10 protein-coding genes are annotated in these 13,332 nt (G+C 42.9%); all 10 read right to left on the reverse strand.

The window, feature by feature from the left end:
* Positions 1-147 precede the first annotated feature (147 nt).
* Positions 148-2,322, reverse strand: coding sequence for a Tex family protein (locus JOC94_RS21845; protein WP_077111404.1), 2,175 nt, complete (start codon positions 2,320-2,322; stop codon positions 148-150).
* Positions 2,323-3,718: 1,396 nt separating this feature from the next.
* Entirely contained in the window at positions 3,719-4,315 is a 597-nt protein-coding gene (locus JOC94_RS21850) for a PP2C family serine/threonine-protein phosphatase (RefSeq protein ID WP_077111405.1), read from the reverse strand.
* On the reverse strand, positions 4,312-5,106 hold the full coding sequence (gene sigB / locus JOC94_RS21855; RefSeq protein WP_077111407.1) for an RNA polymerase sigma factor SigB: 795 nt from the start codon (positions 5,104-5,106) through the stop codon (positions 4,312-4,314). The genes JOC94_RS21850 and sigB overlap by 4 nt, the downstream gene beginning before the upstream one ends.
* Positions 5,084-5,557 (reverse strand): anti-sigma B factor RsbW, encoded by a 474-nt coding sequence (rsbW, locus tag JOC94_RS21860; protein WP_077111409.1) that lies wholly within the window; start codon positions 5,555-5,557, stop codon positions 5,084-5,086. Before rsbW ends, sigB begins: the two co-directional genes overlap by 23 nt.
* Complete coding sequence (locus tag JOC94_RS21865) at positions 5,558-5,887, reverse strand: anti-sigma factor antagonist (RefSeq protein WP_205180352.1); 330 nt, start codon at positions 5,885-5,887, stop codon at positions 5,558-5,560.
* Between the two features lie 76 nt (positions 5,888-5,963).
* On the reverse strand, positions 5,964-6,971 hold the full coding sequence (locus JOC94_RS21870) for a PP2C family protein-serine/threonine phosphatase (RefSeq protein ID WP_205180353.1): 1,008 nt from the start codon (positions 6,969-6,971) through the stop codon (positions 5,964-5,966).
* Between the two features lie 15 nt (positions 6,972-6,986).
* Positions 6,987-7,388 carry an anti-sigma regulatory factor gene (locus tag JOC94_RS21875; protein ID WP_205180355.1) on the reverse strand — a complete coding sequence of 134 codons (402 nt, stop codon included), beginning with the start codon at positions 7,386-7,388 and terminating at the stop codon, positions 6,987-6,989.
* 3 nt (positions 7,389-7,391) lie between these two features.
* Positions 7,392-7,748, reverse strand: a complete 357-nt coding sequence (locus JOC94_RS21880; protein WP_077111413.1) for an STAS domain-containing protein — start codon at positions 7,746-7,748, stop codon at positions 7,392-7,394.
* Complete coding sequence (locus JOC94_RS21885; RefSeq protein ID WP_328799819.1) at positions 7,745-8,581, reverse strand: STAS domain-containing protein; 837 nt, start codon at positions 8,579-8,581, stop codon at positions 7,745-7,747. The genes JOC94_RS21880 and JOC94_RS21885 overlap by 4 nt, the downstream gene beginning before the upstream one ends.
* Positions 8,582-9,353: 772 nt before the next feature.
* Positions 9,354-13,073 (reverse strand): OmpL47-type beta-barrel domain-containing protein, encoded by a 3,720-nt coding sequence (locus tag JOC94_RS23420; RefSeq protein ID WP_205180356.1) that lies wholly within the window; start codon positions 13,071-13,073, stop codon positions 9,354-9,356.
* Positions 13,074-13,332: the final 259 nt, after the last annotated feature.

Below are 13,332 nucleotides of genomic sequence, written 5' to 3' on the forward strand. Positions count from 1 at the left end.
TTGTTTCTCGACAATTCAAGTATAAAAGAATTGGATGTTTGCGTGTATTTTTTGGGGCAAATTGTGTGGAAACCCCAACATTTAGTATAGAGCCGGTTTTTTTACAGAAAAAAACACTGCTCGTAACTGGCAGTGTTTCTTTCTTGCTTAAGATTTCTTCATTGTAAGGGACAATCTTCCCTTTTGGACATCCACTTTTTCAACCCAAACCGTAACGATATCTCCTAGCGATACAACATCAAGGGGATGTTTGACAAAACGGTCGCTTAGCTTTGAAATATGGACAAGTCCATCCTCTTTCACTCCGACGTCGACAAAGGCGCCAAAGTCAACGACGTTTCTGACAGTTCCTTGAAGCTCCATTCCCGGTGTCAAGTCTTCAAGTTTTAAAAGGTCCTTCTTTAAGATCGGCTTTGGCAATTCATCCCGCAAGTCGCGGCCAGGCTTCATTAAAGAGTCGATGATATCACGAAGCGTCAACTCGCCAAGGCCAAGCTCTTTTGCTGTTTCCTCGACAGATATATTTTTTAATGCTTCGTTCAGCTTTTGCGAACCAAGATCCGCCGTTGTATACCCAATTGATGAAAGCAGTTGTTGAACCTCGGAATAACTTTCCGGATGGATGGGGGTCGAATCAAGCGGGTCTTCTCCATCCAAAATCCTCATAAAACCAACCGCTTGTTCATATGTTTTTGCGCCGAGCCGAGGGATATCCCGCAGTTGTGATCTACTCGTAAATTTGCCGTTTTCTTCACGGCGTTTTACGATATTGTTCGCTACTGTTTTACTTAATCCCGAAACATATTGCAATAATGAGGGTGATGCTGTATTCACATTCACACCGACCTGGTTTACCGCCGTCTCGACGACAAACGCAAGCTGTTCATTTAATTTCTTTTGCGAAACGTCATGTTGATATTGGCCGACTCCCACGGATTTCGGGTCGATTTTCACAAGCTCGGCAAGCGGGTCCTGAAGCCTGCGGGCAATAGAAACAGCACTTCTTTCTTCCACTTGCAGATCCGGAAATTCTTCCCTTGCAAGATCGGATGCGGAATAAACACTTGCCCCGGCTTCATTAACGATAATATAACTTGCATCAAAATCCAGCTCTTTTAACAAATGTACGGTAAATTGTTCTGTTTCCTGGGAAGCTGTTCCATTTCCGATCGCGATAATTTCGATCTGGAACCTTTTTAAAACATCCGCCATTTTAGCTTTTGCTGCGTCCCGCTTTGCATTCGGCGGATGCGGGTAAATAACATCTATATAAAGCACCTTTCCGGTTTCATCGACGACTGCCAATTTACATCCTGTCCGGTAAGCAGGATCAACACCAAGGACCACTTTTCCTTTTAATGGCGGCTGCAACAATAACTTTCTCAGGTTTTCCGAAAAAATATGAATCGCCTGATCTTCCGCTTTTTCCGTTAATTCATTTCTAATTTCGCGTTCAATTGCCGGCTCAATCAAGCGTTTGTAGCTGTCTTCAATACTTTCTTTCATTTCCTTGGCAACAACGGAAGCGGAATTTTTAATAAAAGTTCTGCTTAAATAATCAATGATTTTTTCTGTATGGGGCTTGATGGAAACGCGCAATATATCTTCTTTTTCCCCGCGATTTAACGCAAGAATCCGGTGAGGAACAATTTTTCTGACAGGCTCTTCATACTCATAGTACATTTCATATACGGATTTTTCGTCTTTTTCGGCGTTTTTGACGGATGAAACAACAAGCCCTGATTGGAATGTTTCTTTCCGTACCCATTGACGAACCGCGGCATCATCTGAAACTCGTTCGGCTACAATATCCTTTGCTCCTTGAATTGCTGCGGCCGCATCCTCTACCTCTTTTTCAAGATTGACATATTTTGCGGCTTCTTCCTCAAGATTTCCTTCTGACGGAAGTTGCCACATCCAATCGGCAAGTGGTTCAAGGCCCTTTTCCTTTGCGACTGTCGCTTTTGTTCGGCGTTTTTGTCGATAAGGGCGATATAAATCTTCAACTGTTTGCAATTTATCTGCGCGGATAATTTGCAGCTTTAATTCTTCCGTTAGTTTTCCTTGCTCATCAATAAGCCGGATAACATCTTCTTTTCGTTGTTCTAAGCTTTGTAAGTACTGCCAGCCCTCCATAATTTCTTTTATTTGCACTTCATCCAGGGCTCCGGTCATTTCTTTTCTATAGCGGGCAATAAATGGAACAGTATTCCCTTCTTCAAGCAATTGAATTACACTGGTCACGTGTTTTTTGGAAAGACCTAAGCTTCCCGCCAACTTTTTGACGAGCAGGTCCTCATTTTTTGGTTCGGTTACGATCATTGGTACCCCTCGCTTCACTAAATTCTCTTTATTTTACCTTGTTTACAAGTATGGCGCCAATTATTCGGCTGATACAATATTGTCATATCACCTTCTGATCATGCAAGATAACATCCACTAGAACATATGAACTTTGACAACAATGCCTGAATTGACATTGCAAATCAGTTTAAAAAAAGCCAACAATAAAGATTTTTGTGGGGAAGACCGGTTGTTGAAAACTTTTTTGTTTGTTGTTCTTTGGCTTAATCTTTTTCCCACTCACATATTTGCCAATATGAACAGTTTCCATTAGGAGTAATATGAGAAAGCAGTAAATTCTTAGGGAAAGAAAGGGAATTCAAGCATCTGAATTATACAGTATTAACTAGTTGAGCAGGGGAAGCTTGAGTCAATCTCGGTGGTTACTTGCCGGAACGTAAATTACATTTTATATGGACAGAATCAGTCATACAGCCATTTCCAAGACAAGTTTGATCAGTTGATGACCCATTTAATAAAAGTCGTATGAACAGCCATTTTTGCCACTGAGGAATATTTATAGACCGATATCGGGTGAAACCTTTCCAGATGATATGCGGAGGATGTGTTGACATAAAGGGGGATCGTTTAATTGAATACTTGTCAATGATGCATCAGTTTGCGGTGCGTGAGCGCCCAACGCAGACAACGTTTAGTTACATGCTCGGGTTCTTTGAGAACAATGCAGGACAGACCTAACAGCGAATGAAATGTACTTGGAAAAAAGCTTACTGTTTTCGAGAACTTTCGTTGCTCGAACACGGCGGAAATGAAGACGCGCTCGTTCCTGAAAAATGTGAACATGACCATGAAGCGACCGACTGCGCAATGATCTTTTCAATGGATTGATCGGGAACATGTTATTCCCGATAAAATTCCTATTACGAGAATGATGCCATCAGTACCAGGGAGCGATCGATTCCATTAAAATCAAATAATATGATAAAATACCGGGATGGCTCCAGAGCCGATACGCTATACGGAAACGAATCCAAAACGTTGACGTACGGTATCACCGTTGGACCAATTCGGTTTGGACAGTTTTTGAGCCGGGTGATGATGAGACTTGTAAAAATAAAAGATCAATCACTATAAGTTCATCAAGATAAAAACGTTTCCGAAAAACACTGGGCACAGCAACGTTATCAATGATAGCCTTTGCCGCCAATGTTCCATCTCCCTTTTACTTAGCCGCTATATATATCCGCTCCATCCTACCTAACATCTTCGCACACCTTGGGGATTGGTTACTCCCCATAACGACAGAAACTCACATCACAAGCAAAGCGTTTGTGATTACTGCCTTTTGTGTTTTTACGTTTAACCTATCAAATTCACTTTTATACGATATTAGCCCATATTAAAAACCCGCTACTTAAAGCAGGCTGCCTACAATAAAAGTGACATCATCAGATTTGTTTGCTTGGGACAGTTGTAGCTTATTGGCGAGTGTATACATTGAAGCATAGGAGTTCAAAAGCTTTTTTGATTCAACTTGTGTAAACCCGTCGGAATGAATCAGAAATCTCGATTGCGGTTCATACGAAAAAGTCTGTGTTCTAATTTTTTGCGGCCTTCCCGACATATAGCCGGTAATAGGCATTGGATAAATTAAATTTCCAGAAGGAGTATATACATAAAATCGAATGTTTCCGACACAGCTATACTCAAAGACATGGCGGGCAAAGTCAACCTTTAAAATGGCGACTGCTGCCCCCCTTTTGCTTAATAACACCCTATTGCTAAATTCCATTAATGTATACACGTCTTCATCGGGATTTGATTGTACAACTGAAGTAACGGCTTGGGAAGATTCGTGCGCATATTCCCCGCTTCCCAGTCCATCGGCAAGTACACAAAGAAAATAGTCGTCGGTCGTCGTCATATAAAAACTGTCTCCGCAAAAATGATTGCCTTCTTTTGCTCTTTGAAAGGCGTATGCTTCCAGCTGTTTATGTTTTAAGTGGATCATAAGGTTGATTTCTCCGTATCAATTGGTTCTGCAAAAATGGCCTCCTGAAGCTTTTTAATCGCTCGCCTTTGCAGGCGTGACACGTGCATTTGCGATATGTTCAACAAGTCTCCGGTTTCCTTTTGGCTCAAGTTCTCCAAGTACGTATACTGGATAATTTTCTTTTCCCTTTCGGTTAATACGTGCAGCACTTTTTCAACAACAAGTTTTTGATTGACTCTTTCATAGCCTTCGTCCACATTTCCAATAATATCAAGCAACGTAACAGTGCTTCCATCCGCATCCGCTTCAATGGAATGATCAACTGATAGCGCCTGATAACTTTTCCCCATCTCCATTGCTTCCAGCACTTCTTCTTCCGTCACATCCAAGCACTCGGCAATTTCATGAATTTGGGGAGAGCGCTGAAGTTCACTCGTCAATTCTTCTACGGTCGTTTTGATTTTGGGACCTAGTTCCTTAATTCGGCGAGGTACATGAACGCTCCATGTTTTGTCACGTAAAAATCGTTTAATTTCTCCAATAATCGTCGGTATCGCAAATGCTTCGAAAGACTTTCCATAGGATTCATCATAACGGCGGATGGCTCCTAAAAGACCGATGATTCCAACTTGAAAAATATCTTCGTGATGCGATTTTCCTTTGGAATACTTCCGGGCAATCGATTCTACCAGATTTTTATAATGCATGACGAGCTTGTCTTGAGCTTCCCTATCTTCATGAAGTTGAAACGCCTTGATCCATTCGTTGACCTCGCTTTTGGCGATATCAGGTTGAGATTTTTTCGGCATCCATCTCCACCTGCTCCCTTTCGAGAAATTTCGTCATGAACACGCTGACGCCTTTGTGCAGCTTTACATTGACTTCGTCCATTAGACTCTCGATTAAATACAGACCCAAGCCTCCTTCACGCAAAAATTCCACTTGTTCTCCATTAGAATAAGGACCTGTTTCTGCGCGGGTTTCTTTTATATCGAAGCTTTTTCCGGAATCTGCTACCATAACTTCCAAACGGTTCTCATAAAGAGCAAAGCCTACTACAACTTCCCCGTTCTCTTCCCTGTTGTAAGCATGTTGGACAGCGTTGGTCACTGCTTCACTTGTGGCAATTTTAATATCTTCAATGACTTCATAGGAAAAGCCCATTCTGCTGGCGATTCCTGAAAGGGTTAACCGTATGACTCCAACATATTCCGGCTTTGCGGGAACCTTCATCTCGATATAATCAAACGATGCCTCCATTTATACTCCACCCTCTACCTCGGTATTGATGTCCATCACATCTGCAAGCCCGGTAATATCAAACAGCCTTTGCAATCTTTCCGACATTCCAGTTAATGTCAAATCTCCTTCATTTGCGCGGAGCTGCTTAAATAACCCTACGAACACTCCAAGACCCGTGCTGTCCATGTATATAACTTCGGTTAAATCTACAACTAATTGCATTCCCTTCTTCTCGGCATGCTTTATTAATTCATCTCGAACTTTAGGAGCTGTGTAGGCGTCAATTTCACCAGCTATAGACGCGTGAACAGCATTGTTGTTTTCGGTTATTTTTATAGAAACATTCACAAATATCCACCCCTATATAATTCCTGAATAGTTGCTTTTAACACTTACCCGCGTTTTCAAAAAGATAAACATGTTTTTATTTCGTTCTTTTTAAAATGATTAACGTAAAGTCATCCCGCAATTCAAATTCCTGTAGTCTTTCCAAATCTTTAAACACATTATTCACGATTTCCTGGGCTGGAAGATGAATATATCGATCAATGTAACTTGTGAGATCTTCCCTTTCGATAAAACCTTCTTCCGTCCGGCATTCCGTTACCCCATCGGACATGAGAATAATCATATCACCCGGTTCTAATTGGATTTCATACTCTTTATATTCGGTATTTTTATTAATACCAAGCAGCAAGCCTCTGCCACAAAAATCTAAGTATTCCTTGCTTTTCGCCTTATAAAAAAATCCCGGTTCATGTCCGGCGGTTGCATAGCTGAATAGATGTCGCTTTGTATCATAAGTGCCGTAGCACATCGTTATAAACATATTCGGGTCGACGTTTTGCTCCACGACACGGTTTAAACTTTTCAATACCGAGCCGGGACTATGATCATCTTCCGGAAGGCTGTCCATTGCGTATTTAATCATCGACATCGAAAGTGCGGCAGGTATGCCTTTACCAATAACATCAGCGATCGCTATTCCGACGAGGTGGCTATCGTTTGAAACAAAATGAAAATAATCTCCATTCATTTGTCGGGCCGGCACACTGATTGCCCCAATATCCACCCCTTTAATCGAAGGGATGGATGTCCTGAGTAGCGTTTCCTGCATGTTTGCTGCTACTTCAATTTCGTTCCGCAACGCCAGTTGCTCCGTTCTAAGGCTTTGATGTTCCCTATAGGCAAGTCCGTAGCCCAACATCACTTCTAGAAGCACATCAAAGGAGTCGATGATTTTTCTGGCGGAGTAGTTGTCTTCCATCATAATGGATTTGTGAAGGCTAATCACTTCCTCTGGTGCTATTTGATGTTCAATCAATTTCCGGCTCAATTTTTGCCCTTGATAAAGGATATTTTCATCTTTATCGTTTAAATATTTCCGAATAATCTCTTTGTACTTCGGTACAATTGTTTCCCAAAACCCCATTAAGAATCACTCCCCTTATCGGAGCCACTTCACCGCAGTTACCACAGTGCCTTTTCCTAGTTCGGACTCTATATTAAAATCATCCATCAGCCGCTTCACACCTGGAAGGCCGGCGCCCAATCCCCCAGAAGTGGAATACCCGTCCTCCATCACTCTGCGAATATCTTCAATCCCGGGTCCTTGATCCTGCGCGATAATTTTAAGCCCTTTTTTTCCATCCAAAAATTCTTTCTCTATCCAAATTTTTCCTTCACCGGCGTATAAAAAGATGTTTCGAGCCAATTCGCTGATTGCAGTTGTTATTCTTGCCTGGTCAACTACCCCAAAGCCCAGTTCCTTTGCTGCATTTCTGCCTAATTGGCGAACTGCCACGATGTCCCATTCATTTGATATTTTTACAAAGGACTGCAGCTCCATAGGCTAATCCCCCAGTTCCTGTTGTAATTTATCCAATCCATTTTCTAAATCAAGGGCTGTAGTCACGTCTTCCATGCGAATGCCCAACTCAATTAGCGTAATAGCAACAGCAGGTTGGATCCCGGTAATGACTACTTTGGCTCCCATTAGCTTTGACATTTCCATTACATCGCCCAGCACTTTCGCAATAAACGAATCAATGATATCGAGCGAGGTAATGTCAATCACGACACCCCGAGCATTGGTGGCGTGAATTTTATTTAAAAGATCCTCTTGGAACTCCAGTGCTGTCTGATCATCGAGCTCCCATTGAATCGAAACTAGCAGACAATCACGAAGCTTTAAAATTGGTATTCTCAATGAGCACCCTCCTCAAGTACCACTATTTTTCTGTTTGTGAAGGCTAGTGCTTTCTCTATTCCTTTTTGCAATGTACTCGTCGTCGTAATTTGGTTCAAGTGAATGCCGAGATTGACGATTGTCTGGGCGATTTCCGGGCGAATTCCCACAATCATGCATTTTGAACCTACAAGCCGGACCGCATCCGCCGCTTGAATGATATGATGAGCCACCATGGTATCCACCACAGGCACACCGGTAATATCGATAAGAACGACATCCGCCCGATGTTTGACAACACCCGACAGCAAGTTTTCCATGATCAGCTTGGCACGTTCCGTGTCGATGGTTCCCACCAAGGGCATGACGGAAATTTTTTCAAATACGGGTATGAGTGGAGCTGACAGCTCCTGAAGAGCCACTTTTTGTAAAAAAACTGTTTTCTCCCAACTATTGGAATATGCCTCGACGATTTGTCTGTTCAATGGGGAAATCCAATTTTCTATTTCATGAAAAAGTTTCACAAGATCATCGGCCCCATAATTATTTTCTTCCTTCATCCAGTCAAAGATAAGGGTCTTCAGTACTTGCAGGCCGGACATTAAAAAGGTGAGCGGCCAGCCAATTCTCACAACTTGTTCCGCAAATCTTTCGACTTTCGTTTCGTAACGATTCTCTGAATCTACGATATTGAAAACAGCGATGTCAAAAAACTCCCTGCTTATGCTTTCAAATTTATCGTCAGAAATGACATGTAACGGGCCATCCCCGCCCAGCTGTTTCATCTCCACGATCCAGTCATCCATCAATTTGTTCCTATTTTTTTTCAAAAAATTGGCGACTTCCATTTTCAACAAATTTCCTCCTATTCGTACAGCTCCTTAGCTTCAATGATATCAATAACCCTATTTTAACAATATCAGGCCCAAAAAAACAATTTATCACCACAATATTTTACAAATAATTCCAATAATAATCGTTGCCAAACGCTATTGCAATCTCCTTATTTTTACAACAAGAGGGCTTGCAAAACCTGACGGCTACTAGTGAAGGCGGCCCATAAAACTTGGCTGTCACGCCGGGCATGACTTTTACGACTCATCCATTGTGGCCAAATCATTATGAAAGAAATTAACGATGCGATTTCCAATTTTGCACAAAAATAACCTCTCTCATGGCCTATGGTGCTTTCTTTTCATTCTGATAGTCTAGTTGCATGAGAGTTTTTCCCAGATGTTACCGATCACTATCATCCCGTTCGAATGGGGCGCTCACCTCATCTGGACGAGGAATATTGATCATCGGCTTCCACAGTGGACGTTTTTCCTTCCGCCTCCGTCCATACTAGTATAAGTGATCTCTTCTAACACCTTGTCCATATGAATTATATCAAATAAGGATGACTTCATTCGCATGTCTTCTTCATTTCACTAAATATGCATTACATTTCACCATTAAGAGGAAATTTAATAGTTAAAAAGTCTTTAGTTTGGTTATTTAATCATGATTCTAAGAAGGCCGTTTAAGAAGGCTTCACTATAAAAAAGTGAAACAAAAAACAGTCCACGCATTAGTTACTAACACATGGGACTGTTTTTGTACATTAAAGAACTATTTCGTTCAAACTTAGCGTCTTCTTTTTAGCCACAACCAAAATAATATACTTATTCCGAGACTAAAAATAATCATTCCCATAAGCAAGTACCAAAGCATGTTCGTAGCTGTATTTGGCAGTGGCTTATTAGGAGCAGGCTGCGCTATTCCTTGATCATTTCCTGCCTCATCAACAACTCTTTTCTCTGTTTCTTTGTTAAATGCAGCGGATTGTTTCGTGTTTTGATGTTTGTTACCCAATTCCGGCTGCTCGGTTTTCGGCGGGGTCTTCACCCCCGGTGTGGATGCGCTCTTCGTTCTGGCTTGAATCGTTTGGCTAGATTCATTTCCGTATATATCTCCCGATATTAATTGATAAGTATAAACCGTATCCGGCTTTACATCATGGTCTGTATATACTTCATCCGTTCCTTGTAATGTCGCAATTTCTTTTCCATTTTTTAATAGCCGATAATAACTGACCCCAGAGGCGTCTTCAGCCTTGAAATTTAATTTTACTGCTTTTTCCCCAGGTTCAGCTTCAAAGATGATTATGTCAGGCGATTGGTCATCTGAAAATACGGCATACGTTGAAAAATGTGGCACTCTTGCTGTAATGACATGTTTCTTTGGGTCTACTTCGCCACCAACATGCACCCATTTCCTTTGTTGTTCATCAAGATAATAAATAGCTACTTGAGCACTTGACAACTTTTGATCGTATTTCATCGTTAAGGTATATGGATCTGTCAGGTGGAACGGATTTGGACTATCAACCGTAAATGAATATCTATCGCCTGCTTGATTTAGCCCCTTATAATTTGTGTTTCGTATATCGGCATGTTGAATAAACATTCTCGTTCCTGCAAGCAAATTTTCGGGGGTGGAAAGCTGTACATTTGTACCTTTTAATGTGTAAGTTTTCCCTGATTTTAATATTCGTTGCTCGTTCAAGTAAAGATAATCATCGTCTATTTCAAACAACCAGCTTTCTTCTATGTCTCCGTAAGTTGCATAAATGACGACTGTGCCGTACTTATGAAACTGAATAAGCCCATCATTTCGTATACTGGCAAGTTCAGAATTGCTGGATTTAAAAGTAGCTTTGTGCCTATATGTTGGTTTTGATTTGTTCTTTTCATATACAGGAACGACATTGAGTTGATACGTATCCCCTACTTTCAGTTCATTGGGTACATCCTCAGTAGCCGTTAATCCACTTACTCCAACCACTTGCACAGTTCGATGTAATTTCGCCTCATTTCCTGCTGGATCTGTAATGCTATATGTTATCTTATGGGTCCCTGGTGTTGTTGTATCAAAATCATTTCCTATTATTTGAACTCGATCTGTTAAATTTCCAAAATGTGTATGGAAAGCATTCGCTCCTTGTTCTTTATAAGTCAATCCAGTTTCCATCACAATCTTTTCATTTCCATTTAATAATAATATTGGCGCGGTACGATTTATTTGAACAATGGACTGAGATTCGGCTCCGACATTTCCCGCTTGGTTGACTGTTCTCGCATAAATGTCGTGTTCTCCCGCTTCTTCTACTGTAAATGGCGTTTGGTAAGTCGTCCATTTGCCACTTTTGCCCACTTTGTATTGCGTTTCGGCTACGCCACTCGGACCGGGTTCTCCGGCCGCTATCATCACTTCTACAGGTTCGTTTGTCCAGCCATCCTCTGATAAGCTAATCTTCGGGGCTAACGGCTTCGTTCGATCAATTTTCACCGTGGACTGCGATTCAGACCCGATATTTCCCGCTTGGTCGACCGTTCTCGCATAAATGTCGTGTTCTCCCGCTTCTTCTACTGTAAATGGCGATTGGTAGGTCGTCCATTTGCCACTTTCGCCTACTTTATATTCCGTTTCGGCTACACCACTCGGGCCGGGTTCTCCGGCCGCTATCGCCACTTCTACTGCTTCGTTTATCCAGCCATCCTCTGATAAGCTAATCTTCGGGGCTAACGGCTTGGTGCGGTCAATTTTTACCGCAGACTGAGATTCGGCTCCGACATTTCCCGCTTGGTTGACTGTTCTCGCATAAATGTCGTGTTCTCCCGCTTCTTCTACTGTAAATGGCGTTTGGTAGGTCGTCCATTTGCCACTTTCGCCTACTTTATATTCCGTTTCGGCTACACCACTCGGGCCGGGTTCTCCGGCCGCTATCGCCACTTCTACTGCTTCGTTTGTCCAGCCATCCTCTGATAAGCTAATCTTCGGGGCTAACGGCTTCGTTCGATCAATTTTCACCGTGGACTGCGATTCGGCTCCAACATTTCCCGCTTGGTCGACTGTTCTCGCATAAAGGTCATGTTCTCCCGCTTCTTCTACTGTAAATGGCGTTTGGTAGGTCGTCCATTTGCCACTTTCGCCTACTTTATATTCCGTTTCGGATACACCGCTCGGACCAGGTTCTCCGGCCGCGATCGTCACTTCCACTGCTTCATTTGTCCAACCAGACTTGGATAAAGTTATTTTTGGAGCCGACGGCTTGGTGCGGTCAATTTTTACCGCAGACTGAGATTCGGCTCCGACATTTCCCGCTTGGTTGACTGTTCTCGCATAAATGTCGTGTTCTCCCGCTTCTTCTACTGTAAATGGCGTTTGGTAGGTCGTCCATTTGCCACTTTCGCCCACTTTATATTGCGTTTCGGCTACACCACTCGGGCCGGGTTCTCCGGCCGCTATCGTCACTTCTACTGCTTCGTTTATCCAGCCATCCTCTGATAAGCTAATCTTCGGGGCTAACGGCTTCGTTCGATCAATTTTCACCGTGGACTGCGATTCGGCTCCGACATTTCCCGCTTTGTCGACTGTTCTCGCATAAATGTCGTGTTCTCCCGCTTCTTCTATTTTAAATGGCGTTTTATAAGTAACCCATTCTCCAGTCGACCCCACCTTATATTGCGTTTCGGCTACGCCACTCGGGCCGGGTTCTCCGGCCGCTATCGCCACTTCTACTGCTTCGTTTATCCAGCCATCCTCTGATAAGCTAATCTTCGGGGCTAACGGCTTCGTTCGATCAATTTTCACCGTGGACTGCGATTCGGCTCCAACATTTCCCGCTTTGTCGACCGTTCTCGCATAAAGGTCATGTTCTCCCGCTTCTTCTACTGTAAATGGCGTTTTGTAGGTCGTCCATTTGCCACTTTCGCCCACTTTATATTGCGTTTCGGCTACGCCACTCGGGCCAGGCTCTCCGGCAGCTATCGCCACTTCTACTGCTTCATTTGTCCAACCAGACTTAGATAAAGTTATTTTTGGAGCCGTCGGCTTCGTTCGATCAATTTTCACCGTAGACTGAGATTCAAATCCGACATTTCCAGCTTGGTCGACCGTTCTCGCATAAATATCATGTTCTCCCGCTTCTTCTATTTTAAATGGCGTTTTATAAGTAACCCATTCTCCAGTTGCCCCCACCTTATATTCCGTTTCGGATACACCGCTCGGGCCGGGTTCTCCGGCCGCTATCGCCACTTCTACTGCTTCGTTTGTCCAGCCATCCTCTGATAAGCTAATCTTCGGGGCTAACGGCTTCGTTCGATCAATTTTCACCGTGGACTGCGATTCGGCTCCAACATTTCCCGCTTTGTCGACTGTTCTCGCATAAAGGTCATGTTCTCCCGCTTCTTCTACTGTAAATGGCGTTTTGTAGGTCGTCCATTTGCCACTTTCGCCTACTTTATATTCCGTTTCGGCTACACCACTCGGACCAGGTTCTCCGGCCGCGATCGTCACTTCCACTGCTTCATTTGTCCAACCATCCTCTGATAAGCTAATCTTCGGGGCTGACGGCTTCGTTCGGTCGATTTTGACATCTGCTTGAGCGATTTCGCTATATTTTCCTTTGCGATCTTTTGTTCTAGCGTAGATCTTATATTCACCAGCTTCGGTTAGGTGAAATGGCTAGTCAAGTCCACATTTATGTGTAAAAGTTTTCGACCTTTGCATAATGTTAAATTTGTGTATTCATCAAAGCACAGCCACAGCGAAGCTGCTTGCC

The organism is Siminovitchia thermophila, assembly GCF_016909185.1.
Classification (GTDB): Bacteria; Bacillota; Bacilli; order Bacillales; family Bacillaceae_C; genus Siminovitchia; species Siminovitchia thermophila.

What these genes read in the sequence shown, in the direction of transcription:
- JOC94_RS21845 (WP_077111404.1), bottom strand. Translation starts at nt 2,322, where the DNA reads ATGATCGTAACCGAACCAAAAAATGAGGACCTGCTCGTCAAAAAGTTG.
- JOC94_RS21850 (WP_077111405.1), bottom strand. Translation starts at nt 4,315, where the DNA reads ATGATCCACTTAAAACATAAACAGCTGGAAGCATACGCCTTTCAAAGA.
- sigB (WP_077111407.1), bottom strand. Translation starts at nt 5,106, where the DNA reads ATGCCGAAAAAATCTCAACCTGATATCGCCAAAAGCGAGGTCAACGAA.
- rsbW (WP_077111409.1), bottom strand. Translation starts at nt 5,557, where the DNA reads ATGGAGGCATCGTTTGATTATATCGAGATGAAGGTTCCCGCAAAGCCG.
- JOC94_RS21870 (WP_205180353.1), bottom strand. Translation starts at nt 6,971, where the DNA reads ATGGGGTTTTGGGAAACAATTGTACCGAAGTACAAAGAGATTATTCGG.
- JOC94_RS21875 (WP_205180355.1), bottom strand. Translation starts at nt 7,388, where the DNA reads ATGGAGCTGCAGTCCTTTGTAAAAATATCAAATGAATGGGACATCGTG.